The sequence below is a fragment of the Rahnella sp. CFA14(1/10) genome (assembly GCF_004195095.1).
GTDB classification, from domain to species: domain Bacteria; phylum Pseudomonadota; class Gammaproteobacteria; order Enterobacterales; family Enterobacteriaceae; genus Rahnella; species Rahnella perminowiae.
Genome location: NZ_SEWS01000008.1, coordinates 122,877 through 149,582, shown reverse-complemented (window position 1 = coordinate 149,582; position 26,706 = coordinate 122,877). Strand labels below are relative to the sequence as shown.

26 protein-coding genes are annotated in these 26,706 nt (G+C 52.0%); 11 read left to right on the top strand and 15 right to left on the bottom strand.

The window, feature by feature from the left end; genetic code table 11:
* Nucleotides 1-14: 14 nt before the first annotated feature.
* On the top strand, nt 15-1,004 hold the full coding sequence (locus EVX52_RS16895) for a bile acid:sodium symporter family protein (protein ID WP_129952204.1): 990 nt from the start codon (nt 15-17) through the stop codon (nt 1,002-1,004).
* Between the two features lie 67 nt (nt 1,005-1,071).
* On the opposite strand, the gene EVX52_RS16890 is transcribed toward EVX52_RS16895, so the two are convergent.
* The 3 genes from EVX52_RS16890 to zipA all read right to left on the bottom strand — a co-directional run bounded on the left by EVX52_RS16890 (nt 1,072) and on the right by zipA (nt 4,409).
* Complete coding sequence (locus EVX52_RS16890; protein ID WP_129952203.1) at nt 1,072-1,314, bottom strand: DUF3820 family protein; 243 nt, start codon at nt 1,312-1,314, stop codon at nt 1,072-1,074.
* 3 nt (nt 1,315-1,317) lie between these two features.
* Complete coding sequence (ligA, locus tag EVX52_RS16885) at nt 1,318-3,339, bottom strand: NAD-dependent DNA ligase LigA (protein ID WP_129991704.1); 2,022 nt, start codon at nt 3,337-3,339, stop codon at nt 1,318-1,320.
* A 71-nt stretch (nt 3,340-3,410) separates the two neighbouring features.
* Complete coding sequence (zipA, locus tag EVX52_RS16880) at nt 3,411-4,409, bottom strand: cell division protein ZipA (RefSeq protein WP_129952201.1); 999 nt, start codon at nt 4,407-4,409, stop codon at nt 3,411-3,413.
* Nucleotides 4,410-4,632: 223 nt separating this feature from the next.
* Between zipA and cysZ the strand changes: the two genes are divergently transcribed.
* The 5 genes from cysZ to crr all read left to right on the top strand — a co-directional run bounded on the left by cysZ (nt 4,633) and on the right by crr (nt 9,591).
* Nucleotides 4,633-5,418 carry a sulfate transporter CysZ gene (gene cysZ, locus EVX52_RS16875; protein ID WP_129991703.1) on the top strand — a complete coding sequence of 262 codons (786 nt, stop codon included), beginning with the start codon at nt 4,633-4,635 and terminating at the stop codon, nt 5,416-5,418.
* 210 nt (nt 5,419-5,628) lie between these two features.
* Nucleotides 5,629-6,594 carry a cysteine synthase A gene (gene cysK / locus EVX52_RS16870; protein WP_129952199.1) on the top strand — a complete coding sequence of 322 codons (966 nt, stop codon included), beginning with the start codon at nt 5,629-5,631 and terminating at the stop codon, nt 6,592-6,594.
* Between the two features lie 403 nt (nt 6,595-6,997).
* Nucleotides 6,998-7,255 carry a phosphocarrier protein Hpr gene (ptsH, locus tag EVX52_RS16860; protein ID WP_013574433.1) on the top strand — a complete coding sequence of 86 codons (258 nt, stop codon included), beginning with the start codon at nt 6,998-7,000 and terminating at the stop codon, nt 7,253-7,255.
* 50 nt (nt 7,256-7,305) lie between these two features.
* Nucleotides 7,306-9,033, top strand: coding sequence for a phosphoenolpyruvate-protein phosphotransferase PtsI (ptsI, locus tag EVX52_RS16855; protein WP_129952198.1), 1,728 nt, complete (start codon nt 7,306-7,308; stop codon nt 9,031-9,033).
* A gap of 48 nt (nt 9,034-9,081) precedes the next feature.
* Nucleotides 9,082-9,591, top strand: a complete 510-nt coding sequence (crr, locus tag EVX52_RS16850; protein ID WP_101076258.1) for a PTS glucose transporter subunit IIA — start codon at nt 9,082-9,084, stop codon at nt 9,589-9,591.
* Between the two features lie 152 nt (nt 9,592-9,743).
* On the opposite strand, the gene EVX52_RS16845 is transcribed toward crr, so the two are convergent.
* From EVX52_RS16845 to EVX52_RS16800, 10 genes are all read right to left on the bottom strand, one after another.
* Complete coding sequence (locus tag EVX52_RS16845; protein WP_129991702.1) at nt 9,744-11,102, bottom strand: ATP-binding protein; 1,359 nt, start codon at nt 11,100-11,102, stop codon at nt 9,744-9,746.
* Nucleotides 11,083-11,766: a response regulator transcription factor gene (locus tag EVX52_RS16840; RefSeq protein ID WP_129952196.1), complete on the bottom strand. Its 684-nt coding sequence runs from the start codon at nt 11,764-11,766 to the stop codon at nt 11,083-11,085. The genes EVX52_RS16845 and EVX52_RS16840 overlap by 20 nt, the downstream gene beginning before the upstream one ends.
* Nucleotides 11,767-11,868: 102 nt before the next feature.
* Complete coding sequence (cysM, locus tag EVX52_RS16835; RefSeq protein WP_129952195.1) at nt 11,869-12,753, bottom strand: cysteine synthase CysM; 885 nt, start codon at nt 12,751-12,753, stop codon at nt 11,869-11,871.
* 115 nt (nt 12,754-12,868) lie between these two features.
* The gene (gene cysA / locus EVX52_RS16830) at nt 12,869-13,963 is read right to left on the bottom strand and encodes a sulfate/thiosulfate ABC transporter ATP-binding protein CysA (protein ID WP_129991701.1); all 1,095 of its coding nucleotides are present in this window, start codon (nt 13,961-13,963) and stop codon (nt 12,869-12,871) included.
* A complete protein-coding gene (gene cysW / locus EVX52_RS16825) occupies nt 13,953-14,828 on the bottom strand; it encodes a sulfate/thiosulfate ABC transporter permease CysW (protein ID WP_129952193.1) in 876 nt (291 codons plus the stop codon). The genes cysA and cysW overlap by 11 nt, the downstream gene beginning before the upstream one ends.
* A complete protein-coding gene (cysT, locus tag EVX52_RS16820) occupies nt 14,828-15,658 on the bottom strand; it encodes a sulfate/thiosulfate ABC transporter permease CysT (protein ID WP_129991700.1) in 831 nt (276 codons plus the stop codon). Before cysT ends, cysW begins: the two co-directional genes overlap by 1 nt.
* A complete protein-coding gene (locus EVX52_RS16815; protein WP_129991699.1) occupies nt 15,658-16,698 on the bottom strand; it encodes a sulfate ABC transporter substrate-binding protein in 1,041 nt (346 codons plus the stop codon). The genes cysT and EVX52_RS16815 overlap by 1 nt, the downstream gene beginning before the upstream one ends.
* Before the next feature lie 211 nt (nt 16,699-16,909).
* Nucleotides 16,910-17,809: a Dyp-type peroxidase gene (locus tag EVX52_RS16810; protein WP_129991698.1), complete on the bottom strand. Its 900-nt coding sequence runs from the start codon at nt 17,807-17,809 to the stop codon at nt 16,910-16,912.
* Nucleotides 17,810-17,914: 105 nt separating this feature from the next.
* Complete coding sequence (locus EVX52_RS16805; protein WP_129952189.1) at nt 17,915-18,538, bottom strand: RpoE-regulated lipoprotein; 624 nt, start codon at nt 18,536-18,538, stop codon at nt 17,915-17,917.
* 149 nt (nt 18,539-18,687) lie between these two features.
* The gene (locus EVX52_RS16800; protein WP_129952188.1) at nt 18,688-19,131 is read right to left on the bottom strand and encodes a DUF2919 domain-containing protein; all 444 of its coding nucleotides are present in this window, start codon (nt 19,129-19,131) and stop codon (nt 18,688-18,690) included.
* A 296-nt stretch (nt 19,132-19,427) separates the two neighbouring features.
* Between EVX52_RS16800 and EVX52_RS16795 the strand changes: the two genes are divergently transcribed.
* Nucleotides 19,428-19,829, top strand: coding sequence for a YgiW/YdeI family stress tolerance OB fold protein (locus EVX52_RS16795; protein WP_205952680.1), 402 nt, complete (start codon nt 19,428-19,430; stop codon nt 19,827-19,829).
* Between the two features lie 64 nt (nt 19,830-19,893).
* On the opposite strand, the gene EVX52_RS16790 is transcribed toward EVX52_RS16795, so the two are convergent.
* A complete protein-coding gene (locus EVX52_RS16790; protein ID WP_095922987.1) occupies nt 19,894-20,319 on the bottom strand; it encodes a GNAT family acetyltransferase in 426 nt (141 codons plus the stop codon).
* Between the two features lie 277 nt (nt 20,320-20,596).
* Here EVX52_RS16790 and amiA point away from each other — a divergent pair, with 277 nt between their 5' ends.
* From amiA to EVX52_RS16770, 4 genes are all read left to right on the top strand, one after another.
* Nucleotides 20,597-21,481, top strand: a complete 885-nt coding sequence (gene amiA, locus EVX52_RS16785; protein WP_129952186.1) for an N-acetylmuramoyl-L-alanine amidase AmiA — start codon at nt 20,597-20,599, stop codon at nt 21,479-21,481.
* A 99-nt stretch (nt 21,482-21,580) separates the two neighbouring features.
* On the top strand, nt 21,581-22,549 hold the full coding sequence (gene hemF / locus EVX52_RS16780; RefSeq protein WP_129952185.1) for an oxygen-dependent coproporphyrinogen oxidase: 969 nt from the start codon (nt 21,581-21,583) through the stop codon (nt 22,547-22,549).
* Entirely contained in the window at nt 22,549-22,998 is a 450-nt protein-coding gene (locus EVX52_RS16775) for a YaiI/YqxD family protein (protein ID WP_129952184.1), read from the top strand. The genes hemF and EVX52_RS16775 overlap by 1 nt, the downstream gene beginning before the upstream one ends.
* A 69-nt stretch (nt 22,999-23,067) precedes the next feature.
* Nucleotides 23,068-24,015 (top strand): nucleoside hydrolase, encoded by a 948-nt coding sequence (locus tag EVX52_RS16770; protein WP_129991696.1) that lies wholly within the window; start codon nt 23,068-23,070, stop codon nt 24,013-24,015.
* A gap of 63 nt (nt 24,016-24,078) precedes the next feature.
* Here the strand turns inward: EVX52_RS16770 and maeB are convergent, their stop codons facing one another.
* A complete protein-coding gene (gene maeB / locus EVX52_RS16765) occupies nt 24,079-26,358 on the bottom strand; it encodes an NADP-dependent oxaloacetate-decarboxylating malate dehydrogenase (RefSeq protein WP_129952182.1) in 2,280 nt (759 codons plus the stop codon).
* Between the last annotated feature and the right edge of the window lie 348 nt (nt 26,359-26,706).

Sequence of the window (26,706 nt, the reverse complement as noted above, 5' to 3'; positions counted from 1 at the left end):
TTCCGAGACCTGCTATGCGCTTCTTACCTGATCGCTTCACCCTGACACTTATCGCCACTGTTCTGCTGGCGACATTCTTCCCGGCCAGCGGCATATTTGTCGCTTTCTTCAATAACCTGACCATTTTCGCCATTGGTCTGTTGTTTTTCATGCATGGCGCAAAACTCTCACGCGAAGCTATTTTTCAGGGCAGCAATAACTGGCGTTTACATTTATGGGTGATGTTCAGCACTTTCATTTTATTCCCGATCCTCGGGCTGCTTTTTCAGTGGTGGCATCCGGTGGATGTCAGCCCGCAAATTTACAGCGGCTTTGTGTATCTGTGTATTTTGCCCGCCACCGTGCAGTCGGCGATTGCGTTTACCTCACTGGCGGGCGGCAACGTGGCGGCAGCGGTGTGCAGTGCTTCCGCATCAAGCCTGCTGGGGATATTTGTTTCACCGTTGCTGGTCAGCCTGCTGATGCATGTACAGGGGGAAACGGGGAATGGTTTAGCACAGGTCTGGCATATTGTGCTGCAACTGCTGGTGCCGTTTGTCGCCGGACACTTGCTGCGTCCGCTGATTGGCGGCTTTGTCGAACGCCACCGTAAAATGATTGGCAAAACCGACCAGACATCGATTTTGCTGGTGGTGTATTCCGCTTTCAGTGAAGCCGTGACTCAGGGGATCTGGCATCAGGTCGGTGTCGGCTCACTGTTGTTTATCCTGGTGTTCAGTCTGGTACTGCTGGCCTTTATTCTGGTCATTAACACCTACATGGCACGCTGGATGGGCTTCAGTAAACCCGATGAAATCACTATCGTATTCTGCGGCTCGAAGAAAAGTCTGGCGAACGGTATTCCGATGGCGAATATTCTGTTTCCGGTCAGTGCCATTGGCATGATGGTGCTGCCGCTGATGATTTTCCATCAGGTACAGCTGATGACCTGTGCGGTGCTGGCGAAACGTTATCAGAAAAAGCAGCAGGAAGCGGCGCTCAAACAAACGCCTGTCACTGAATAGCGCAGGCGAATAACAGGCAGAAAAAAGGCGCTGACATCAGCGCCTTCTACATCGGGTAGACGGACCGTTACTCGTCGGTGCCACCCAGCCCCGGACCATGACGACGCAGCGGATTGATCAGGCTTTGCAATCCTTCACTTTTGATCGCCAGCGTCAGTTGCATCAGTTCACCCAGTTTCCCCTGCGGGAATTCGTCTTTACGGGCGAACCACAGCAGATATTCTTCCGGCAGGTCGATCAGCACGCGTCCGGCATACTTACCGAACGGCATGACCGTATTGGCTATCTGGATCAGATCTTCTTTTTCCATGCTTTATTCACCCAGCAGACGGATCATTTCCGCCTCGTCGATCACCTCAATACCCAGTTCCTGTGCTTTCGCCAGCTTGGATCCTGCCGCTTCACCGGCAATCACCAGATCAGTTTTCTTCGACACGCTGCCGGAGACTTTTGCCCCCAGCGCGGTCAGACGATCTTTGGCTTCATCGCGTGAAAGGATCGAAAGCGAACCGGTCAACACCACGGTTTTACCGGCAAACGGACTGTCAATTTCCTCCGGTACAATGACCTGCACTTCCGGCCAGTGAATATTAATTTCAGGGCTTAACAGCTCATCAATCACCTGCTGGTTATGTTCTTCCGACAGGAAATTGACCACATGTTTAGCCACCACATCGCCGACATCCTGCACGCTTTTCAGCGACTCAATATCTGCCGCTTTAAGCGCCTCAACCGAGCCGTAATGCGCGGCAAGGTTAGCGGCTGTGGCTTCGCCCACTTCACGAATGCCCAGCGCATACAGGAATCTGGCCAGCGTGGTTTCTTTGGCTTTTTCCAGCGCAGTAACCACGTTCTGTGCCGATTTAGGTCCCATGCGATCCAGACCGGTAAGTTTACCCGCCGTCAGCCGGAACAGATCCGCCGGCGTTTTGACATATTCTTTCTCGACCAGTTGATCGATGATTTTGTCGCCCATGCCATCAACATCCAGCGCCCGGCGGGAGACAAAATGTTTCAGCGCTTCTTTACGCTGTGCACCACAAATCAGACCCGCCGTACAACGCGCTACCGCTTCACCTTCGACACGTTCGACATCGGAGTGACAGACCGGACAATGCGTCGGGAAAACCACTTCACGGGCATCTTGCGGACGTTCATCCAGCACCACGCCCACGACCTGTGGGATAACGTCACCGGCACGGCGGACAATCACGGTATCGCCGATACGCAGGCCCAGACGTTCGATTTCATCAGCATTATGCAGCGTCGCGTTGCTGACCATCACACCCGCAACCAGCACGGGATCAAGACGTGCGACCGGCGTGATCGCACCGGTGCGCCCGACCTGGAACTCGACATCTTTCACCCGCGTAATCTGTTCCTGCGCCGGGAATTTAAACGCTGTCGCCCAACGCGGTGCCCGCGCCACAAAACCCAGTGCTTCCTGAATATCCAGCGAATCAATTTTCACGACCACGCCGTCAATATCAAACCCCAGCAATGGACGTTCCGCTTCAACCTGACGGTAAAACGCCAGCACTTCATCACTGCCGGTGCAAAGACGCACACGATCGCTGACCGGTAAACCCCAGGCCTTGAATTGTTGCAGGCGGGCAAGATGACTACGCGGCAGCTCCCCCCCTTCCAGCAGACCCACGCCGTAGCAGAAGAAAGTCAGCGGACGTCTGGCGGTGATACGCGGATCAAGCTGACGTAATGAACCTGCAGCGGCATTACGCGGGTTAGCAAATACTTTGCCCCCGGTACGGCGTGCTTCAGCGTTCATCGCTTCAAAGCCAGGCTGTGGCATAAACACTTCACCCCGCACCTCAAGACGTGCAGGAATATTGTCGCCATGCAGGCGCAGGGGGATGGCACGTATTGTGCGCACGTTGGCCGTAATATTCTCACCGGTCGTGCCATCGCCACGTGTGGCGGCCTGCACCAGTTCGCCATTTTCATACAACAGGCTCACTGCCAGCCCGTCAAGTTTCAGTTCGCAGCAGAAAGTCAGCGGTTCTGACGTCTTCAGACGATCCTGAACACGTTTATAAAATGCCAGATAGCTTTCTTCATCAAATACGTTGTCCAGCGACAACATCGGTATCTGATGCCTGACCTGTTCAAATGCGGAAAGCGGTGCCGCGCCCACGCGCTGCGTCGGTGAATCTGCGGTGACCAGTTCAGGATGCGCGGTTTCCAGCTCACGTAACTCGCGCATTAAGCGGTCATATTCGGCGTCAGGCACTTCCGGGGCATCCAGAACGTGATATTGATATTCGTGATGGCGTAACTGAGTGCGTAACTGATTGATCTGTTCTTCGATAGTGGCCATGACTCACCGTGGAGATAAAAAACCCCCGGCAAGCGGGGGTCAGGGGAATGGGTATTTCACGAAAGCCTGACTCAGGCGATCGCCTCGAGGACCTCGCGGATCCGCGCTTTGTACGTTTCGAGCTTCTGCGGCGTAATCATACGACGCTCATCGTCAAGCACCATCGCACCGACATCATCGGCAATACGTTGGGCAGACTGCAGCAGCAGTTTGAAGTTCTGATGCGCATCACCGTAGCAAGGCACCATCATAAACAACGTCACACCCGGCGTAGAGAAGTCAGACATATTGTCCGGGTCAAAAGAACCCGGTTTAACCATATTGGCCAGACTGAACAACACCGGACCGCTCCCGGCAGGGCTGACATGGCGATGGAAAATATTCATCGCACCAAACTGGAAACCGGCCTGAAGCACGCTGTTAAGCAACACTTCACCACCGATGACACCGCCCTGATGGGCAGCAACATGCAGTACCAGGACCGTTTCTTTCAGTTTCGCTTTCTCAGCCGGGGCTTCTTCTGCCGGGGCAAAAGGCGCAGCCTGAGGTTCTGCTTTCGCAGCAGGCGCCGCGTCAGCATGGATATCTTGCGGCGCAACCGGCGCATGCGTTCTGGCTTCAGGTGCGGAGTCCTGAGGTGCAAAATCAGCGACAGGTTCGCGACGCGGTGCAGTGGCGGATTCAGAGGCTGAATAACCACTCAGCAACGGATCATCCTGCGCAGCATATTGCGGTGGCTGAGCCGGTTGTTGAGGACGAGCAACAGGTGCTGGCGCTGGCTGCGCAGGAGAAACCTGCGGCTGACGTGGCGGTGCAGTCTGTTCAGGCTCATCATACTGACCAAAAGTCGGTTCATCCTGAGGATAAGCAGGACGCACGCGCACTTCCCCCACTCCATCGACAAAATCTTCGGACGGAGATTGTTCCCGTTCTTTTTTCACACGTTTAGCTGGACGATCGCGGAAAAGCGAAGAGCGTTCTTTACGGCTGGTCCACAAACCGTGTAACAACAACGCTATTATGGCGATCGCACCAACAACGATTAATATCAGACGCAAATCCTGCATCATTGCTATCTCTGTTGTTCTAATACATTGCCACCACGGCAAACATTCACATGATTAACTCTATTTGCCCACGTAGATAAGTGCAAGTCTCGACTCTACTTTCTGCTAATAAATAGGGCAGTTGCACCTTTTTTTGCTGTTTTTTCAGCCAATCCACCGCTAGCCAGTGGAAAATCATACCGATATGATAGCCCATGTCATTCAACTCAGAGAGAAAATTTCGTTTATGAGCTCATCGCAAAGCGCCAGACAAGAAAACGGCGTACATTATTTCACACAGGGCTGGACGCTCATTTCCTTACCCGGGATACGACGTTTTGTGATTTTACCCCTGGCTGTCAACGTGCTGCTGATGGGCGGTGCATTCGGGTGGCTGTTCACCCAACTGGGTGAATGGATCCCGGCAATGATGAGCAAGGTGCCGTCGTGGCTCAGCTGGCTGGATTATCTGATCTGGCCAGTGGCGGTGCTTTCCGTGGTACTGGTGTTCAGCTATTTCTTCAGCACCCTTGCCAACTGGATAGCCGCCCCCTTCAGCGGATTACTCGCCGAACAGCTCGAAGCGCGTCTTACCGGCAAACCGCTGCCTGATACGGGCATCTGGGACATCATGAAAGATCTCCCGCGCATCATGAAACGTGAGTGGCAGAAACTGGCGTATTACCTGCCACGCGCCCTGCTGCTGTTCGCGCTGTATTTCATTCCGGTGATAGGCCAGACTATCGCGCCCGTACTGTGGTTCTTTTTCAGCGCGTGGATGGTCGTGATTCAGTATTGCGATTATCCGTTCGATAATCACAAAGTCAGTTTTGCCGATATGCGTCGCTCACTTGGCAGCAATAAAATCGACAACATGCAATTTGGTTCTCTGGTCAGTCTGTTTACGATGATCCCGGTGCTGAATCTGGTGATCCTGCCGGTTGCTGTATGCGGCGCGACGGCCATGTGGTGTGACCGTTACCGCGATGTTTACGTCAAAAATAATATCGATGTGAATGCCACCCGAAAATAGTCCCTTTTTCTCACAGCCGCCTGCGGGCGGCTGCCTGCTATGCTTGACTTTTCTTCACCGAACTTATTTCTTAATAACGTATCGGTATAGCAAATACCAAAACCTTACTTCACTGGGAAAGCGGTTCGCGTATGCTTTCCTGATTCCCACTTATTTCATAGTGTTGAAAGCTTCACACCGTGAATATTTCATACAGGTAAAGGACGGGTTATGAGCAAGATCTATGAAGACAATTCATTAACAATTGGCCATACGCCACTGGTTCGTCTGAACCGTATCGGTAATGGTCGTATTCTGGCTAAGGTCGAGTCACGTAACCCGAGCTTCAGCGTAAAATGCCGTATCGGTGCGAACATGATTTGGGATGCTGAGAAAAAAGGCATTCTGACCAAAGATATCGAACTGGTTGAACCCACCAGCGGTAACACCGGTATTGCACTGGCTTATGTGGCTGCCGCGCGGGGTTACAAACTGACACTGACCATGCCGGAAACCATGAGTGTTGAACGTCGTAAGCTGCTTAAAGCTCTCGGCGCCAATCTGGTGCTGACCGAAGGCGCCAAAGGCATGAAAGGCGCGATTGCCAAAGCCGAAGAAATTCAGGCCAGCGATCCGCAGCGTTATCTCATTCTTCAGCAGTTCAGCAACCCGGCCAACCCGGCTATCCACGAACAGACTACCGGCCCGGAAATCTGGGAAGATACCGATGGCGCAGTGGATGTGTTGATCGCAGGCGTGGGTACCGGCGGCACGATCACCGGAACGGGTCGTTATCTGAAAAGTAAAAAAAGCAGCGTGAAACTGGTGGCCGTCGAGCCAACCGACTCTCCCGTTATCACCCAGACACTGAACGGCGAAGAAGTCAAACCGGGCCCGCATAAAATTCAGGGTATCGGTGCAGGTTTTATTCCGGGTAACCTGGATCTGGAGTTGCTGGATCGCGTTACGCTGATCACCAACGATGAATCCATTCACATGGCACGCCGTCTGATGGAAGAAGAAGGTATTCTGGCCGGGATTTCTTCCGGTGCAGCAGTTGAAGCTGCGGTGAAATTATCCAAAGAACCGGAGTTTGCAGATAAGACTATCGTGGTTATTCTGCCTTCTTCTGGTGAACGCTATCTGAGTACCGCATTGTTTGCAGATTTATTCACCGAGAAAGAATTGCAACAATAATGCCACATCCTTAAAAGCGGCTAAAAAAGCACCTCAAGGGGTGCTTTTTTGTGGCCTGCGTCAAACTTTACACCACTTCGTCATTGATTTTACCCGCCAGGTTTAGTATTTAACCGGACAATTATTTCGATGCTCGAAATTAATCGCTTCCATGACGCTTCCCGGCTGAATCGATTTACTGATTTGTTACATCAGGGAAAAAGACGGCATAATGGAGGAATAACAGAAAAAGCCTGGATCCAGGGCAAAGAGTTTTATCGCTGAGTGCGTTATTTTCTCTTTTCTGTTGCATCTGAACCTGCCCCTGAACCATAGTCAGGCGCTAATCTCTACAGGCTAAAGTGAAGGCCATAAGCTAAACTTTAGCTCCACAACATTACTTTAATAAGTTGGGGAAACAACAATGTTCCAGCAAGAAGTTACTATTACCGCTCCTAATGGTCTGCACACCCGCCCTGCTGCACAGTTCGTGAAAGAAGCTAAAGGTTTCGCTTCTGACATCACCGTGACTTCAAACGGTAAAAGCGCCAGTGCTAAAAGCCTTTTCAAACTGCAAACTCTGGGCCTGACCCAAGGTACCGTTGTGACCCTCTCAGCTGAAGGTGAAGACGAGCAGAAAGCCGTTGAACACTTGGTAAAACTGATGGCAGAGCTCGAGTAATAAACAACCGCTCTTATATAGTTTAAACCAGTCAAGAGAAAGGTAGGGTTATGATTTCAGGCATTTTAGTATCTCCCGGTATCGCTTTCGGCAAAGCACTTCTGTTGAAAGAAGATGAAATTGTCATCAACCGGAAAAAAATCTCTCCAGATCACGTTGATCAGGAAGTTGAACGTTTCCTGACGGGCCGTGCGAAAGCCTCTGCTCAACTGGAAGTGATCAAGACTAAAGCCGGTGAGACCTTCGGTGAAGAGAAAGAAGCCATCTTCGAAGGCCACATCATGTTGTTGGAAGACGAAGAGCTTGAACAGGAAATCATAGCCCTTATCAAAGACGAGCACGCTTCTGCTGACGCTGCAGCTTTCTCTGTCATTGAAGGCCAGGCGAAAGCCCTGGAAGAGCTTGATGACGAATACCTGAAAGAACGTGCGGCTGACGTACGCGACATCGGCAAACGTCTGCTGCGCAATATTCTGAACATGACCATCGTTGATCTGAGCTCCATTCAGGACGAAGTTATCCTGGTTGCGACCGATCTGACGCCGTCAGAAACTGCACAGCTGAACCTGAACAAGGTTCTGGGCTTTATTACTGATTTGGGTGGCCGTACTTCTCACACCTCGATCATGGCCCGCTCACTGGAACTGCCTGCTATCGTGGGTACCAGCGACGTGACCAAACAAGTCAAAAATGATGACTACCTGATCCTCGATGCCGTGAACAATAAAATCTATGTCAATCCGACAGCAGACATTATTGACGAGCTGAAAGCCGTTCAGAACCAGTACATCAGTGAAAAAGACGAACTGACTAAGCTGAAAGACTTACCGGCTATTACGCTGGATGGCCATCAGGTAGAAGTTTGTGCCAACATCGGTACCGTGCGCGACGTCGCGGGTGCAGAGCGCAATGGCGCTGAAGGTGTCGGCCTGTATCGTACAGAATTCCTGTTCATGGACCGTGACAGCCTGCCTACCGAAGAAGAGCAATTCCAGGCATACAAAGCCGTTGCTGAAGCGATGGGGTCACAGGCGGTTATCGTACGTACCATGGACATCGGCGGTGATAAAGACCTGCCGTACATGAACCTGCCGAAAGAAGAAAACCCGTTCCTGGGTTGGCGCGCAATCCGTATCTGCCTTGATCGCAAAGAAATTCTTCACGATCAGTTGAAAGGCATCCTGCGTGCCTCTGCCTTCGGTAAATTGCGCATCATGTTCCCGATGATCATTTCAGTCGAAGAAGTGCGTGAACTGAAAGCAGAACTTGAACTGCTGAAAGCGCAACTGCGTGAGAAAGGTCAGGCATTCGATGAAACCATTGAAGTGGGTGTGATGGTTGAAACGCCAGCAGCAGCTGTGATTGCGCATCACCTGGCGAAAGAAGTTGATTTCTTCAGTATTGGTACAAACGATCTTACCCAGTATACTTTGGCAGTGGATCGCGGTAACGAGCTGATTTCTCATCTGTACAACCCAATGTCACCGTCTGTGCTTGGTTTAATTAAACAAGTTATTGACGCATCTCATGCTGCCGGTAAATGGACAGGGATGTGCGGCGAGCTAGCCGGCGACGAACGTGCTACACTTCTTCTATTGGGCATGGGGTTAGATGAGTTCAGCATGAGTGCTATCTCTATCCCACGCATCAAGAAAATTATTCGCAATACAAACTTCGAAGATGTGAAAGCGCTGGCAGACCAGGCCCTGGCCCAACCTACGGCGCAAGAGTTGATGAACCTGGTTAACAAGTTCATTGAAGAAAAAACACTCTGCTAATTGCGCGATGCTGGTAAAGCTGCCCAAATTAATGCTTAGGAGAAGATCATGGGTTTGTTCGATAAACTGAAATCATTGGTTTCTGATGATAAAAAAGACGTAGGTACCATTGAGATTGTGGCACCGCTGTCTGGTGAAATTGTCAATATTGAAGACGTGCCTGACGTTGTTTTCGCTGAGAAAATCGTAGGTGACGGTATTGCTATTAAACCTGCTGGCAACAAAATGGTTGCTCCGGTTGATGGCACTATCGGTAAAATCTTCGAAACTAACCATGCTTTCTCAATCGAATCCGACAGTGGCATCGAGTTGTTCGTGCACTTCGGTATCGACACCGTTGAACTGAAAGGCGAAGGCTTCAAACGCATCGCTGAAGAAGGCCAGCGCGTTAAGAAAGGCGATTTGGTTATCGAGTTTGATCTGGCGCTGCTGGAAGAGAAAGCGAAGTCTACTCTGACTCCGGTTGTTATCTCTAACATGGACGAGATCAAAGAGCTGATTAAACTGACGGGTAGCGTGACTGTGGGCGAAACCCCGATCATCCGCATCAAAAAGTAATTCGCTCAGCGAGAAATAAAAAACGGCGCCTAATCAGCGCCGTTTTTTATTGCCTGTAAATATCTGTCCGCAAAATAATTAGAGTGACAGGACAAAAGGCTATAGCTTTTTGAACAGCGCTTGCGCTGGCCCCAATGCATCTTCAGCCCGGATTATGACGCAGGCTTCCAGTGCGGGACTTGAAGGCTGATAATTAGCCCATGAGGCTGCGCGTTACGGGCATCCACTTTACCTTCATGGGCCAACATCACTTTACGGGTGATAGCCAGCCCAAGGCCATAGCCTTTGCCTGACAGCGGCGATTTAACGCGCACGAACGGGTCAAAGATACTCGAAAGCTTATCCTCTTCCACACCCGGCCCCTGATCGGCCACTTCAATCTGCAAATACTGCTCAATCTGTGCCAGTGAAACACTGATAGTTTGCCCGCGGGCCGAAAAGCGCAGCGCATTACGCACTACGTTATCTACCGCACGACGCATCAGTTCAGCATTGCCTTTTACCGTGTAATCCAGGTTATCCGGAGACGAGGGATACATCGCAATTTCAACACCCGGCAACTGCGCTTCATAGCGCGCATCGTTAACCACGGCTTCCACCAGCCCGTAGAGATCAAAGTACTCTTCATCAGGAATTTCACTGCTTTCGGTGCGCGATAACGCCAGCAGTTCGCCGATCATTTTATCCAGCCTCCCCGCCTCGTGTTCTATGCGGCTCAGGGAGCTTTCGACGTTCGACGGATTCTGCCGCGCCAGACCGATGGCCAGTTGCAAGCGCGCCAGCGGGGAGCGCAGTTCGTGCGAGACATCATGCAGCAGCTCTTCCCGCGCCCTGACCAGCACTTGCAGGCGTTCAGCCATCGAGTCGAAATCGCGCGCCACTTCGGACAATTCATCGTGCCGCTTACCCATGCTGCTAAACAGACGTACCGATAAATCGCCTTGCGCCACCCGATCAAAAGCTTTACGCATTTGCAGCATCGGCCGTGTCAGGTTCCACGCCAGAACGGCACTGAACAGCAACCCGCCAAGCCCGCCCAGCCACAACAATGGCGGTGGCATATTCAGCAGTTCGCGGTGGTGCTTTCGTGGCCGGTATTCATCCATCAGCCCCGCCACGTCATAACGCAGACGGTAACCCTGGCCGTCGGGCCCCTGCACAAACTCCACCACTTCATGCGGCGTTTTTCCGGGCTCAAGCTCCTGCATGCTGCTACCTTTTGCCGGCAGCAAAGACGGTGACACCGAAAAGAACTGCCGGTCATCTTGCGGCCAGTCAGCAATCATGGCATTCAGTGCAGGCATACCGCCGGAATGCAGCGTGGACACAGCCGAAGTAATTTGAAGTTTCACAAACCGGCGGGCAATACCACTTTCCGGCGGTTCATGCGGATTGTAGAAAGCAAAAACCACCCAGAGCCCCTGAGCGATTGCCACGAAAGTAAACCAGAAACCCAGCAATATTTTCCAGAACAACCTGCCGCGCAGTCGTTTAGCGGATTCGATAGCCAATGCTGCGCACCGTTTCAATAGTCAGCATATCGCCACCTTCAAGTGACCCCAGTTTCTGGCGGATGTTACTGATATGCACATCAATACTGCGGTCATACGCTTCACGCGGACGCCCGAGACCTTTTTCCGACAATTCATCTTTGGAGACCACACGTTCAGGCGAACGCAACAGTAATTCCAGCAGGTTGAACTCAGAAGCGGTCAGATCGAAGGGCACGCCGCGCCATTCACTGCTCCGGGTCGCCGGATTCAGCGTCAGATCACCATAGTTGACCGAGGACGTATCAGCGTGTGATTGCTGCTGTTCTTCCACACGACGCAATACAGCACGCAAACGTGCCACCAGTTCACGTGGATAGCACGGTTTCGGCATATAATCATCCGCCCCCATTTCCAGACCGATGACGCGATCAATGTTGTCCCCTTTCGCGGTCAGCATGATGATCGGCAGCCGGCTGTTTTTACGCACCTGACGCAATACATCAATACCGCTCATGTCTGGCAGCATAATATCCAGGATCATCGCGGTGTATTCGCCAGACATCGCACCTTCCACACCCGCTTTACCGGTCAGCACCAGAGACGCATCAAAACCTTCTGCAATCAGGTATTCACTGAGCATGGTGCCTAATTCAAGGTCGTCATCGACTAATAAAATTTTCATTGTTCATTTCCGCCTGGCTAAAATTTTGGTCATTTTTACCACTAAGCCAGCCATTCGCAGCCGCTTTTACTCTAATTTTACATTCAACAGCTGAATATAGAATTAAACATTAAAAACCCCAGTGGATAAATAACGGTCACCGCGATCACAAATAATCGCCACTATCACGCTGCCCGGATGGCTTCTGGCCACACGCAACGCACCCGCTACCGCGCCGCCGGAACTCACCCCACAGAAGATACCTTCCGACCGCGCCAGCGCCCGCATGGTATCTTCTGCTTCGTTTTGTCCCATATCCATCACTTCATCGACCAGTTCCGGATTGAAAATGCCCGGCAGATAGGCCTGCGGCCAGCGGCGTATACCGGGAATACTGCTGCCTTCAGAAGGTTGCAACCCGACAATCCTGACGCCAGCATGCTGGCTGCGCAGATAACGGCTGACACCGGTAATGGTGCCGGTGGTGCCCATGCTGGACACAAAATGGGTGATCCGTCCGTGCGTCTGTTGCCAGATTTCAGGGCCTGTTGTCGTGAAATGCGCGAGCGGATTATCAGGGTTATTAAACTGATCCAGCACTTTCCCCTGCCCCTGTTTTTCCATTTCCAAAGCAAGATCGCGCGCGCCTTCCATGCCCTGCGCACGACTGACCAGCAACAGTTCGGCACCATACGCCCGCATCGATGCCTGACGTTCGAGACTCATATTCTCCGGCATCAGCAATTTCAACTTGTAGCCTTTGAGTGCAGCAATCATCGCCAGCGCAATCCCGGTATTTCCGCTTGTGGCTTCAATCAGCGTATCACCAGGGCGAATTTCACCCCGTTTTTCCGCCTGCTCAATCATAAACAGTGCGGCACGATCTTTTACCGATCCGGCAGGATTATTCCCTTCCAGCTTAACCCAAATCTCGCTGTCCAGACCCTGCGTCAGACGCTGTAATCTCACCAGAGGGGTATTGCCGATGTAATGTTCGAGCGTACTCACGGGCCCGCCTTATATTAAAAAATTATATCTGCCGATAAAAAATACATAAACAGATATCAGACGATAAAAAGGGCGGCCCGATGACCGCCCTGAGAAAAATTCTGATCAAAAAATATCAGGCACTCTTCGCTAACGCAACGGGTTGCAGAGGCTGGTCGCCCGCATACAGACGGCCATTCAGCCCGCCGACATAGAACCGATCGCCGCGCTGAGGTGCGCTGTTACCGTGTGTTTCGGAAAGCACAACCGAAAGCGGTTTGTCGTGCCAGCCCTCGGCCTGCACGATAAGCTGCCAGAAATGGCCACGCGGGCTGACTTCGAGCACCTTCACCGGCAACGGGCAACGCGCTGTACTGTGCGGCGTAATTTCCATTTCCCATGGACGCAGGAATAAGTCGACTGCGCCCTGATGCAGCGGCGGATTATCCAGCGGCCAGTGGTATGCACCGACGTACAGCTGAGAACCCCGGATTTCACCGCTGATCTTGTTGACTTCACCCATGAATTCCAGCACGAAACGGGTTGCCGGTTCACGCCAGATTTCCTGCGGTGCGCCGACCTGTTCGATATTGCCCTGGCTCATTACCACCACACGATCAGCCACTTCCATGGCTTCTTCCTGATCGTGCGTCACGAACACGCTGGTAAATTTCAGTTCTTCATGTAACTGCCGCAGCCAGCGGCGCAACTCTTTACGCACCTGTGCATCCAGTGCGCCAAAGGGTTCATCGAGCAGCAGAATTTGCGGTTCAACCGCCAGCGCACGCGCCAGTGCCACACGTTGTTTCTGACCACCGGAAAGTTGTGCTGGATAACGGTTTGCCAGATGGCCTAACTGCACCATTTCCAGCAATTTAGTGACTTTCTGTTTGATCGCACCGGCATCCGGACGCTCGCGGCGCGGCAACACCGTCAGACCAAACGCGATATTATCGAACACGGTCATATGACGGAACAGCGCGTAATGCTGGAATACAAAACCGACCTGACGATCGCGGGCATGAAGGCGCGTCACGTCTTTGCCGTGGAAGCTCAGGTGGCCGGCGTTTTGATTTTCCAGCCCGGCGATAATACGCAGCAGCGTGGTTTTACCTGAACCGGAAGGCCCGAGCAGCGCAACCATCTCTCCGGAAGCAATATCGAGCGAGATATCATTGAGCACCTTAGTGCGGCCAAAATATTTGTTGATACCGTTAATTTCAATGCTCATGACTTCCCTCCCGCTCAAGACGGTCATTGTGGCGCTTCAGACGCCATTGCAGGCCGCTTTTCAGAAATAATGTGACAATTGCCATCAGGGTTAACAGCGCAGCGGCAGTAAACGCGCCTGCAGTGTTGTAATCCTGATGCAGTAATTCGACTTGTAGAGGCAGCGTGTAGGTTTCGCCACGGATAGAACCGGACACTACCGATACTGCGCCAAACTCCCCAATGGCGCGGGCGTTGGTCAGCACCACGCCGTATAACAATGCCCAGCGGATATTCGGTAATGTCACGCGGCGGAACATCTGCCAGCCTGACGCCCCCAGCAACACTGCCGCTTCATCTTCATGACTGCCCTGGCTTAACATCACCGGCACCAGCTCACGAATAACAAACGGACAGGTGACAAATACTGTCACCATCACCATACCCGGCCAGGCGAACATAAACTGAATATTATGGGCATCCAGCCAGCCGCCAATCGGACCGTTGGTGCCGTAAAACAGCAGATACAATAGCCCTGCCACCACCGGCGACACCGCGAACGGAATGTCGATAAGCGTCAGTAACAGCTGACGTCCCGGAAAATTAAAGCGGGCCACCAGCCAGGCCAGCAGTGTGCCGAAAATCAGGTTAACCGGCACGGTGATCAGCGCCATCAGCACCGTCAGCCAGATGGAGTGCAACATGTCAGTGTCAGACAGGTTCTTCCACACGGCAGCAAGGCCGTCGGAAACCGCGAGTACGAAAATGCTAATCATCGGGATCAGCAACAACAGAACACAAATCAGCACACCGGTGCCGATCAGTGACCATTTTACCCAGTCAATACGCTGGCGTTTTTCGCCTGCAAAAGCCGGAACATCAGACATTACTGGCCTCCCAGACGACGGCCATAACGGCTCTGTAAGGTATTAATCGCAAACAACAGCAGCAACGATGCCGCGAGGATCACCGAAGCGATGGCGCTGGCTGCCGGGTAATCAAATTCCTGTAAGCGAATAAAAATCATCAGTGAGGTCACTTCGGTTTTCCACGCAATGTTACCGGCGATGAAAATGACCGCGCCGAATTCTCCCAGACTGCGGGTAAAGGACAACGCCGTACCCGCCAGAAGCGATGGCATCACTTCAGGCAACACCACACGACGGAAGCTCTGCCAGCGCGATGCACCCAGTGTTTCAGCAGCTTCTTCATATTCCGGGCCTAATTCTTCCAGCACCGGTTGCACGGTACGAACCACAAACGGGATGCTGGTAAATGCCATCGCCACGGCAATACCCAGCCAGGTATACGCTACTTTGATATCAAAATGCGCCAGCCACTGACCGTAAAAACCGGTGGTAGAAAACAATCCTGCCAGCGTTAAACCGGCCACGGCCGTCGGCAGGGCAAACGGTAAATCCATCAGACCATCCACCAGGCTTTTACCGGGGAACTCATAACGGGTCAGGATCCATGCCATCAGCATGCCGAAGAAACAGTTAAAAATACTCGCCACACCTGCCGCCAGCAGCGTCACTTTATAGGCCGCCACCACCTGACCGTTGGTGATGACATCCCAATATTGCGTCAGTGTCATTTGTGACAACTGCATCACCAGCGCACTCAGCGGCAGCAACAGCACGAGGCACACGAACAACAAACTGCTGCCGAGGCTCAGGGTAAATCCGGGTAATACGCGTTTGCTCGACAACAACATTACTTGTGACCTTGCGCTAACAGTTTGTCCAGCTCACCGCCGGTACTGAAATGGGTTTCCATCACTTGTGGCCAGCCACCGAACTGATCTTCAACTTTGAACAATTTAGTTGCCGGGAACTGCTCTTTCGCTGCCGCCATTGCTGTTTTGTCATACACACGGTAGTTAAAACTGGTGATGATTTTCTGCGCCTGCGGGCTCCACAAATAATTCAGATAATCTTTTGCAGCTTTCTCTGTGCCATTTTTCTCGACATTTTTATCCACCCAGGCGACCGGGAACTCCGCCAGGATATCCACCTTCGGAACAATGACTTCGTATTTATCATCACCGTACTGCTTACGGATGTTGTTCACTTCCGATTCGAAACTGATCAGTACATCACCCAGTCCGCGTTCGACAAAAGTGGTGGTGGCGCCACGGCCGCCGGTATCAAATACCTGCACGTTTTTCAGGAAACCCGCCATCTTTTCGCGGGTCTGCGCCTGGTTTTTATTATCCTCCAGATTGAAGGCGCCCCAGGCACCGAGATAGGTATAACGGCCATTACCGGAGGTTTTAGGATTCGGGAAAATCAGGCTCACGCCCGGACGCGCTAAATCGTCCCAGCTGTGAATATTTTTTGGATTGCCCTTGCGCACCAGAAACGCCATGGTTGAATAGAACGGCGAACTGTTATTAGGCAGACGGCTTTGCCAGTTGGCCGGGATCAGATTGCCACGGTCATGCAAAATCTGCACATCCGTCACCTGATTGTAAGTGACCACATCGGCCTTAAGTCCCTGCAAAATGGCCAGTGCCTGCTTGGACGAACCGGCATGCGACTGTTTGATATCGAGTTTGTCGCCATTATTTTGGTCCGCCCACTGTTTCTGAAAAGGCGGGTTCAATGCGGCAAACAGTTCACGGGAGACATCATAAGAGCTGTTGAGCAATTCAGTGGCCGAAGCCGCCCCGCTGGCCAGCAACACTGCCGCGACAGATCCTTTAAGCAGGCTGCCTGTAAACCACGCTTTAACAAACCCCGTTTCTGTTTTCATGCTCAGCCTTTGGTGAATTCATCGATTTGCGATACGCATATGAACCGCTCAATACTACACAGTGTATTTATAACTGAGGGTCAGGCTGTAACGGTTTTATATACCATTTGGTGATTTTCAAGCATGAAAAGCTATAAGACGTTAACAAACGCGAAGGGAATAACAGGAGAGACAGAAACAGCGCGTTCGCAACGGAACGCGCCGGGAGGTGTTAAAGCGCTAACAGGCGGGTCAGGGAGGGGGCAAAATAATAGCTGCCGGTTACCGGACGGGTGAAGCGCAGCATAGCATCGCGTTTGCCATCAAGATCGCCAAACATGCTCAGCAGTTGTTTCTCAATATTCCACAAACGGGCGCAATAGCTGATGAAATACAAGCCGTGTTCACCACTGGCCGTACCGTAAGGCAGGCTCTGGCGCAGGATTTTCAGGCCCTTGCCGTCTTCTTTCAGATCAACGCGACTGACGTGGGAGGTGGCCGGACGGGTTTCTGAATCCAGCTCTTCATCCGTTTCTTTAGTACGCCCTATCACTTCTTCCTGTTGTTGCACAGTGAAGCGTTCCCATTGCACCAGATTATGTTTCCAGCGCTGGACCATCACGTAACTGCCACCGGCATCGACGCTACCCTCAGGGATAATGGCCACCTGAGCGCGGGCTTCTGCTTTCGGGTTTTCAGTGCCGTCGACAAAACCACTGAGGTCACGTTCTTCCAGCGCACGGAATCCGTGAGTTTCTTCTTCGACAGTGATTGAACTGCCGAATGCTTTTAATGCCGCCTGTGCCAGCGCAAAATTCACGTCATGACGCAGCGACTGAATATGCAGCAACATATCACGCTGCGTCGCCGGTGCCAGCCCGTTGCCCAGCGGCTCGAAAGGTTTCAGTTCTTCTGCACCCTGATTGCCGGATAAATCACGCCATACATCGTTGCCAAAGGCAATGACCGCACCAAGATGTTCTGCGGGAAATTTTTTCTGCATGTCTTCCAGTACGGCCACAAATGCACGGCAGCCCTGCCGGAGCGCATCCAGGTCACCCTGAGCTTTCGCTTCGATGTAAATCGCGAAACGGCAATGTTCGGGTAAAATGCCGCTCTGAACCTGAGTCATTTTCTCATCCTCGTTAATTTGACCGGCGACATCATACCGGATGTCAATAAAAATGCCTTGCGCGAAGGCAAGGCATTGAGGGCTTTTTAAACACAGATTCCCGTTTTATTGCGCGTTATTTGCCGGATTAGCACGCCAGATGATTTTGCTGACCTTCCAGTCTTTCAGGGCATCATCCGAAGGCATCAGCGAATCCGGACCATGCCAGATACCGCTGAACACATAGGTTACGTGAGCACTTTGCGGCGCTTTACACTCGACGTTTTCGGCATCATCCCCTTCGCCTTTGACGCAGACATCGAAGGCCTTGCTGTAAAGCGTGCTGAAAGGTGTGCCGATTTTGACACCCCATTCACTTTCAACTTTCGGATCCACCACATCAACGCGTTGAACATTGCCTTTCGGCTCACCGCTGATGGACATTTTCACGTCTTTGCCGTCCATCGCCTGGAAGAAACTCAGCATTTTTCCATCGCTCATCGACATCCCGCTGCGCAGGGTATAGTCGCCGTCCAGCGCGTCTTTAACGGCTGTTTCTGTCAGCGGTGTGCTGCTGGTTATTCCGCCCACGCCTTTATCGCTGACTGTCAGGCTGCTGCCAAACCAGTTAAGCGGATTCATACCCGACCAGGAAATATCTGGCCACGACATGTTAGACAGTGATGAACAGCCCGTAAGAATTAACGGCAGCGCCAGCAACATCGGGCGAACCCGTATGCGAACAGTCATTCGGTACACTCCTTGACTCCCCGTTCCCGTCGGCCGGTGCGGCCTGGCGGATAAACCGGCAGTGAAATTATTGTTTATTTAGCATGAGGGTTTAGCGCCAGTTCGAGTACTTTTCTGGTTAAAAAGTTCATCCCCGAATGGAATATGCATCAGGCCAGACGGCGCGTGGCATCAAAACAGGCGCGCAGACGGCGGCTCATGAGCCAGTAAGCCAGCGCCGCTGCATCCAGCAAGGCCAGCACGATATCCACGCCGGAAATCGTATCTGTACTTTGCCATAACCCCAGCCCCTGCAAGGCAAATGTGACAAACATGCCAGCCAGCAGCAACCAGTAACCGGCCTGCCAGATACGCGGCCATACATGACGACGCCCGCTGAGTAAAAACAACAGCGCGGGTGGCAATCCGAGTAACATTCCGGACCAGAAATTTTGCGACTCAGGATAAAACAACGCCAACAGGTCACTGCCCTGCTGGCGCGACGCCCCGACCATCACAAATAATATCCAGGTCCGCGCCTGCAAAATCAAAATAGTCCAAAACCACAATGGCAAGCGCAACATACCATGGTCGTTATAATCATCCGGGTTCATAAAAAGGACAACGTTCCTGCAAATGAAGTTAAGTTTTTAAAATATATCAAGAGCATACCTAAAATAATTCGAAGTACAGAAAAACAGCCAGCGGAGTGATCCGATGAACTTACTCAGGTAAGTGATTCACATCACTGAGCGCAGCCAACACCTCTGCAATTTTAAGTATGCCGGGTATAGGCTTAAGAAACTGTTAAGAACTGTCTGCTTTACTGGTCTCCAACGCGGCAACACATCCGAAAAGATGTCATCGTTGCCGGTACTCTGGAAACGTTAACTTAAGGAAGACTATTATGATGAAGAAGATCACGCTGGCAACCCTCATTGCACTTTGTTCAGCCACTGCCTTTGCCCAGCAGGCTGGCGGATTTAACGGCCCGTCGGCGCAGGAATCACAAACCCAGCCTGCCCCACAGGGTGGCTTCACGGGTACCACGGCGCTGAGTAGTACAGTGAAAGACGCGCAAACCATGAAGGATGATCAGTGGATCATGCTGGAAGGGTTCATCGATCAGCGTATCGACCATGATAAATACATTTTCCGCGACAATACCGGCACCCTCAATGTCGAAATTGACGGCAAACGCTGGCAGGGACAGAACGTGTCACCCAAGGACAAAATCCGCATTGAAGGTAAAGTCGATAAAGACTGGAATTCTGTCGAAGTGGATGTCAAAAGCGTAAAACTGATCAAGTAACTCAGAAAACGAAGCCCCGGCGGATCACTCCTGCCGGGGCTTTTTTATTCGCCGGAATAACGATTTAGTATTCCTGATCTTCGATCAGTCGTTTACCCAGTAAAAGCGTATCCGAAATTTCATAACCCAGTTTTTCATACATGCTGACTACCGCATCGTTTTCAGCACGCACCATTAAATTCATTTTCGGGCAACCACGGGCGATTAACTTCTTCTCCAGACGGTTTACCAGCGCATTGGCAATGCCACGGCCGCGATAATCCGGATGTACCCCCAGATAATTGGCTGATCCGCGATGACCATCGTAGCCGCCCATCAGCGTCGCCACCACTTCACCGCCCACTTCCGCCACCAGGAAAAACTCAGGGCTGTGGTTAATTTTACGTTCAATATCCAGCTCTGGATCATTCCACGGACGCAGTAAATCGCAGCGTTCCCATAAGGTCAGTACTTCTTCGAAATCTTCTTGACGGTATACGCGAATTTCCATCACTGTTCGCCGCTGTTAATCGGGGTTTATATGATTATCGCGTGATCTGTTTGATACGCAACATCAAAATCACCAATTGTGTACTTTATAAACCGTTTTGAGCGATAAAATCTTTACATAAAACACCATGACGCTCTGTCTGTCCTGGATAGTTATTCGGTCATGACATCATTCACGACACATTATTCATAAAAAGTAATAGTTCTCAGGTCGAAACGATAAAAAAGATACTCTATAACATAGGGCATTCTGCATTTTTTCTGACGGTAACGGACTGATGTTAAACCCCCTGAATAAATTTTTGCATTTCCAGCCTTTGCCTGCCGCCGCCACCCGTCGCCAGCTGCTACTTTCCGGGCTTGGTTTGGCGATTGCCGCTTTCGGTTCACGTTCTGCCAGCGCCGCGCAGCATGAACACATCACCCAATCTGCACCGGCCCCTAAACCTCCGGGTGCGAAAAAACTGGTGATGATTGACCCCGGACACGGTGGCATCGATTCCGGTGCGGTGGGTCATGAAGGCTCGGAAGAAAAACATGTCGTGCTGGAAATCGCCAACTATGTGCGGGAATTCCTGGGCGAGCAAAGTCATATTGACGTTAAACTGACCCGCGATTCTGATCACTTTATACCGCTTTATCAGCGGGTTGAACTGGCTCATCAGCATCAGGCCGATTTATTTGTTTCGATTCATGCCGATGGTTACACCAGCCCGACGGCTTCAGGCGCGTCTGTTTTCGCCCTCTCTAATCGCGGGGCCAGCAGCGCGATGGCGCGGTATATGTCTAAAAAAGAAAACGATGCCGATCTGGTCGCGGGCGCGAAATATGCCAAAGAAGACAATAATTATCTGCAACAGGTATTGTTCGATCTGGTGCAAACCGACACCATCAAAAACAGTCTGACACTGGGGCATCATGTGCTCGACAGAATCCGTCCGATACACCATCTGCACAGCCAGCAGACCGAACAGGCTGCATTTGCTGTATTAAAATCCCCGTCGATACCGTCGATTCTGGTGGAAACATCGTTTATTACCAATCACCAGGAAGAACAGTTACTCAGCACTACGGCGTTCCGTCGTGAAATCGCGCAGGCCATTTCACAGGGGATCGTAAATTTCTTCAGTTACTTCGATGCCAACGAACGTAAGCCCCGGTAACGTCTTTGCACTGCTAAAAGCAGGCGTCTCTAGCCGACGCGGATGTTTTTGGGTATATAATCACTTCCTCTTTTTGATTCAGCGCCCGCAAGGCGCTGAATGCCTCTTAAGTCAACGTCTGCGAGTTTGCCCGTGAGCCAATCCATTCCCGACATCCAGCAAGTTAAAACTTTTCTGCTTAAACTCCAGGATCACATTTGCCAGCAACTGGCTGCCGCCGATGGCAAGGGCCGGTTCGCTGAAGATCAATGGGTACGGGAGGAAGGTGGTGGTGGCCAGAGCCGGGTGCTGACCCATGGCGCAGTGTTTGAACAGGCAGGTGTCAACTTTTCGCATGTTGCCGGTGCAACCCTGCCCGCTTCCGCAACCGCGCATCGACCTGAACTGGCTGGTCGCAGTTTTCAGGCCATAGGCGTTTCACTCGTTATTCATCCGCTGAATCCTTACGTGCCAACCAGCCATGCCAACGTACGCTTTTTCATTGCGGAAAAACCCGGTGAAGCGCCGGTCTGGTGGTTTGGCGGTGGCTTTGACCTCACGCCATACTACGGTTTTGAAGAAGATGCCCACCACTGGCACCAAACTGCACAACAGCTTTGCCAGCCGTTCGGCGATGATGTCTATCCGAAATACAAAAAATGGTGTGACGATTACTTCTTTATTAAACACCGTAACGAAGCACGCGGTATCGGCGGCTTATTCTTTGATGACCTTAATTCGCCGGATTTCGCCACTTGTTTCAGTTTCATGCAGGCTGTGGGCAACGGCTTTACCGACGCCTATATGCCCCTGGTAGAAAAACGCAAAGCTCTGCCGTGGGGCGAGCGTGAGCGCCAGTTCCAGCTTTACCGCCGGGGGCGTTACGTTGAGTTCAATCTGGTATGGGATCGCGGAACCCTGTTTGGCCTGCAAACCCGTGGCCGCACGGAATCTATTTTAATGTCGATGCCTCCGCTGGTGCGTTGGGAATACGGCTATCAGCCGGAAGAAGGCAGCCCGGAAGCCGCACTTTATAACGACTTTCTGCCGGTTCGCGACTGGCTGGCTGAAAAGGGAGAGCCAAACTGATGCAAATCTGGGTTGATGCAGACGCCTGTCCGAATGTCATCAAAGAAGTGCTGTTCCGCGCCGCCGAACGTACCGGCATGATGGTGACGCTGGTTGCCAACCAGACCATCCGTACACCTCCGTCAAAATTCCTGCGCACCTTACGCGTAGAAGCGGGCTTTGACGTAGCAGATAACGAAATTGTAAAACGCACTGAGCCAGGTGATCTGGTGATCACCGCCGATATTCCGCTGGCAGCGGAAGTCATTGAAAAAGGCGGCGTGGCGCTGAATCCGCGCGGTGAGCGTTATACCACCGAGACCATCAAAGAACGCCTGAACATGCGTGATTTTATGGACACCATGCGCGCCAGTGGCGTACAAACCGGCGGACCGCCCGCGCTTAATCAGCGCGACCGTCAGCAATTTGCCAATGAACTGGATAAGTGGTTGCAACAGGCCAAAAACTAATTCCCCTTCATGCAATTCGAATGATTTTGGGGACTGATAAAAGTGGATAAATTGAAAAGGATGTAAAAAATGGTCAAAAAGATCATCCTTGATTGCGATCCTGGGCACGACGATGCTATCGCGATGTTACTGGCACACGGTAACCCAGACATCGAACTGCTGGCTGTCACAACGGTCGTCGGTAATCAGACGCTGGAGAAAGTCACCCGCAATGCCCTCGCCGTGGCACGTGTGATTAACCTGACTGGCGTGCCGTTTGCGGCGGGCGCAACCCGTCCGCTGGTACGTCAGGTTGAAATTGCTGACGAAATCCATGGTGAGTCCGGTCTGGATGGTCCGGTGCTACCGGAAGCGACCCTCACTCTTGAACCTGTTCATGCTATCGATCTGGTAATTGATCTGATCATGTCTCACCCGCCAAAAACCATTACGCTGGTGCCCACCGGTGGGCTGACCAATATTGCTATGGCTGTACGCAAAGAGCCTCGTATTGTTGAACGTGTGAAAGAAGTGGTACTCATGGGCGGTGGTTACCACGTGGGAAACTGGAGTGCAGTCGCAGAATTCAATATCAAAATTGATCCTGAAGCCGCGCATATTGTATTTAACGAGAAATGGCCGCTGACGATGGTCGGGCTTGATTTAACCCATCAGGCACTGGCTACCCCTGAAGTTGCCGCGCGCATCGCCGCTGTAGGTACTCAGCCGGCTAAATTTGTCGGCGAACTGCTGGATTTCTTTGGCCTGAGCTACAAAGACCGCCAGGGCTTTGATTCACCGCCGGTTCACGATCCGTGTGCCGTAGCTTATGTCATTGATGCGAACGTAATGACCGTGCAAAAGGTGCCGGTAGATATCGAACTGACGGGCACCTTAACACTGGGTATGACCGTCGCCGATTTCCGCGCCCCGCCCCCGCCGGATTGCCATACGCAGGTGGCAGTCAAACTCGACCATCAGCGTTTCTGGGATCTGATCGTCGATGCGCTGGAGCGTATCGGCGAAGTGAAATACTGAGACGGCGATTGAGAAAAACGAGCATCGCTTTGATGCCCGTTTTTTACGCTAACAGTTGCGTGGTTATAAAGGTTCGGTTTGGGCTTCCACGACCGCCAGCGCTACCATATTGACTATTCGCCTGACCGAGGCAATTGGCGTCAGAATATGTACCGGTTTCGATACCCCCATCAGGACCGGTCCGACAGTTACCCCTTCCGAACACGATACCCTCAGCAGGTTGTAACTGATGCGCGCCGATTCCATATTCGGCATGATGAGAATATTTGCCGATCCTTTCAGCGGGCTGTCCGGCATCACATCCTGACGAATACTTTCCACCAGCGCCGCGTCACCGTGCATCTCACCGTCGATTTCCAGATCAGGATCGCGCTCATGAATCAATTCCAGGGTACGGCGCATTTTCAGCGCGGCCGGGCTGTCTGAGGTACCAAAACTGGAGTGCGACAACAGCGCGACTTTCGGCTCAATCCCAAACCGTCTCACCGTTTCTGCTGCCATCAGCGTGATTTCTGTCAGCTGTTCAGGGGTTGGATCATCATTGACGTAGGTATCAGCAATAAAGGTATTGCCGCTCGGCAGCAGCAGCGCATTCATCGCCCCGGCAACATGCGTACCTTTGCGAAAACCGAACACATTCGCCACGATATCGTAATGCTCATGATAGGTACCGACCGTGCCGCAAATCATCGCATCGGCTTCGCCGCGCAGCAGCATGATGGCAGAAATCAGCGTCGGATTACCGATCACAGCCCGGCGCGCCTGTTCCTGAGACACACCGCGCCTTTTCATCAACGCATAATATTCGCGCCAGTATTCATTAAAACGCGGATCAGATTCGTTGTTCACCACTTCAAAATCCCGGCCTGCTTCCAGTTGCAAACCGAGTTTTTTGATGCGCATGGCAATGACGCTCGGCCGTCCGACCAGAATCGGCTTCGCCAGCCCGAGGGAAATCAGTTCCTGCGTAGCGTGCAGCACGCGTTCCTCTTCTCCTTCCGCCATTACCACCCGTTTGGCGTCTTTCTTAGCCTGCGAGAAAATAGGCTTCATGAACAGATTGGTTTTGTAGACGAACTCGGTAAGTTTTTCGGCATACGCCTCCAGATCCTCAATCGGGCGCATAGCCACACCGGACTCCATCGCGGCTTTCGCTACGGCGGGCGCAATTTTCACGATCAGGCGCGGATCAAAAGGCTTAGGAATAATATATTCAGGTCCGAAAGACAGCTCTTCTTCACCGTAAGCGGAAGCCACCACATCGCTTTGCTCGGCCATTGCCAGATCCGCGATAGCATGAACACAGGCCAGTTTCATTTCTTCATTGATGGTGGTTGCCCCGACATCCAGCGCACCACGGAAAATGAACGGGAAGCACAAGACATTGTTCACCTGATTCGGATAATCCGAACGGCCGGTACAGATAATGGCGTCGGGTCGCACTGCTTTTGCCAGCGGCGGTAAAATCTCCGGCTCAGGGTTAGCCAGCGCCAGGATCAGCGGATCTTTGGCCATGGTTTTCACCATCTCCTGCGTCAAAACTCCGGGGCCGGAACACCCCAGAAAAATATCGGCGTCCGGGATTGCATCCCCCAATGTGCGCTGGCCGTTATCTTCAATCGCATAAGCCGCTTTGGTTTCAGCCATGTTGTCTTCGCGCCCCTGATAAATCACACCACGGGAGTCGCAGGCCGTGATGTTATGGCGTTTCAGCCCCAGCGCCACCAGTAAATTCAGGCACGCAATGGCAGAAGCCCCCGCCCCTGAAACGACCAGCCGCACATCGGAAATGCTTTTCCCCACCACGCGCAGACCATTTAACACTGCGGCGGTACAGATAATGGCGGTGCCGTGTTGATCGTCATGAAACACCGGAATTTTCATGCGCTCCCGGAGCTTTTTCTCAATGTAAAAGCACTCCGGCGCTTTGATATCTTCAAGGTTGATGCCGCCGAACGTCGGCTCCAGCGCGGCGATCACATCGATCAGTTTATCGGGATCGTTCTCATCCACTTCAATATCAAACACATCAATACCGGCGAATTTTTTGAACAATACGCCCTTACCTTCCATCACCGGTTTCCCGGCCAGGGCACCGATATTTCCCAGCCCGAGAACAGCGGTACCGTTGGAAATCACCGCCACCAGATTGCCGCGTGCGGTGTACCGGTAAGCCGCCAGCGGATCTTTAGCGATCTCCAGACAGGGAGCGGCAACGCCCGGAGAATAGGCCAGCGCCAGATCACGTTGTGTCGCGAGAGGCTTGGTGGGTGAAACCTGAATTTTGCCAGGCACCGGAAACTCATGAAAATCGAGCGCACTTTGTTTGAGTTGTTCGTCCATTGCAGGATCCTTTTCGTGTTTCTTATTTTTTGCAGAGACAACAGGGTACGGGAAACATCAGCATCTGATTTTCCTGCTGACAAGTATAGATAACCCTGCCATGGCTAAGGGTGAATCACGACCAAAACTTAGCCGTTACATTGATTACTTTTCATTCATGGAAGACGTCTCGTAAAAATGCACTAAGCTTAAAGTTTGTCCTTGCGCTTTTCTCGCCAGACGCTCAGTTTGTCGGGCAACAGGGCCGCCATTGTTGAGACCCATTGCAGTAATCAGAAAAAGCGCATTCAGTTTGTTAACCGAATGATGCAGGGTAGGAGCCCTACGAAAGAGAGTCGTCAGACCTTA

Bases quoted from the DNA above. Each gene is read 5' to 3' on its own strand.
- ptsH (WP_013574433.1), top strand. From the start codon at position 6,998: ATGTTCCAGCAAGAAGTTACTATTACCGCTCCTAATGGTCTGCACACC.
- cysK (WP_129952199.1), top strand. From the start codon at position 5,629: ATGAGCAAGATCTATGAAGACAATTCATTAACAATTGGCCATACGCCA.
- EVX52_RS16800 (WP_129952188.1), bottom strand. From the start codon at position 19,131: ATGAACCCGGATGATTATAACGACCATGGTATGTTGCGCTTGCCATTG.
- EVX52_RS16790 (WP_095922987.1), bottom strand. From the start codon at position 20,319: ATGGAAATTCGCGTATACCGTCAAGAAGATTTCGAAGAAGTACTGACC.
- ptsI (WP_129952198.1), top strand. From the start codon at position 7,306: ATGATTTCAGGCATTTTAGTATCTCCCGGTATCGCTTTCGGCAAAGCA.
- amiA (WP_129952186.1), top strand. From the start codon at position 20,597: ATGTTAAACCCCCTGAATAAATTTTTGCATTTCCAGCCTTTGCCTGCC.
- EVX52_RS16795 (WP_205952680.1), top strand. From the start codon at position 19,428: ATGAAGAAGATCACGCTGGCAACCCTCATTGCACTTTGTTCAGCCACT.
- hemF (WP_129952185.1), top strand. From the start codon at position 21,581: ATGCCTCTTAAGTCAACGTCTGCGAGTTTGCCCGTGAGCCAATCCATT.
- cysA (WP_129991701.1), bottom strand. From the start codon at position 13,963: ATGAGCATTGAAATTAACGGTATCAACAAATATTTTGGCCGCACTAAG.
- EVX52_RS16890 (WP_129952203.1), bottom strand. From the start codon at position 1,314: ATGGAAAAAGAAGATCTGATCCAGATAGCCAATACGGTCATGCCGTTC.
- crr (WP_101076258.1), top strand. From the start codon at position 9,082: ATGGGTTTGTTCGATAAACTGAAATCATTGGTTTCTGATGATAAAAAA.
- EVX52_RS16805 (WP_129952189.1), bottom strand. From the start codon at position 18,538: ATGACTGTTCGCATACGGGTTCGCCCGATGTTGCTGGCGCTGCCGTTA.
- EVX52_RS16895 (WP_129952204.1), top strand. From the start codon at position 15: ATGCGCTTCTTACCTGATCGCTTCACCCTGACACTTATCGCCACTGTT.
- cysW (WP_129952193.1), bottom strand. From the start codon at position 14,828: ATGTCTGATGTTCCGGCTTTTGCAGGCGAAAAACGCCAGCGTATTGAC.
- EVX52_RS16775 (WP_129952184.1), top strand. From the start codon at position 22,549: ATGCAAATCTGGGTTGATGCAGACGCCTGTCCGAATGTCATCAAAGAA.
- cysT (WP_129991700.1), bottom strand. From the start codon at position 15,658: ATGTTGTTGTCGAGCAAACGCGTATTACCCGGATTTACCCTGAGCCTC.
- EVX52_RS16770 (WP_129991696.1), top strand. From the start codon at position 23,068: ATGGTCAAAAAGATCATCCTTGATTGCGATCCTGGGCACGACGATGCT.
- cysZ (WP_129991703.1), top strand. From the start codon at position 4,633: ATGAGCTCATCGCAAAGCGCCAGACAAGAAAACGGCGTACATTATTTC.
- zipA (WP_129952201.1), bottom strand. From the start codon at position 4,409: ATGATGCAGGATTTGCGTCTGATATTAATCGTTGTTGGTGCGATCGCC.
- maeB (WP_129952182.1), bottom strand. From the start codon at position 26,358: ATGGACGAACAACTCAAACAAAGTGCGCTCGATTTTCATGAGTTTCCG.
- EVX52_RS16810 (WP_129991698.1), bottom strand. From the start codon at position 17,809: ATGACTCAGGTTCAGAGCGGCATTTTACCCGAACATTGCCGTTTCGCG.
- EVX52_RS16815 (WP_129991699.1), bottom strand. From the start codon at position 16,698: ATGAAAACAGAAACGGGGTTTGTTAAAGCGTGGTTTACAGGCAGCCTG.
- ligA (WP_129991704.1), bottom strand. From the start codon at position 3,339: ATGGCCACTATCGAAGAACAGATCAATCAGTTACGCACTCAGTTACGC.
- EVX52_RS16840 (WP_129952196.1), bottom strand. From the start codon at position 11,766: ATGAAAATTTTATTAGTCGATGACGACCTTGAATTAGGCACCATGCTC.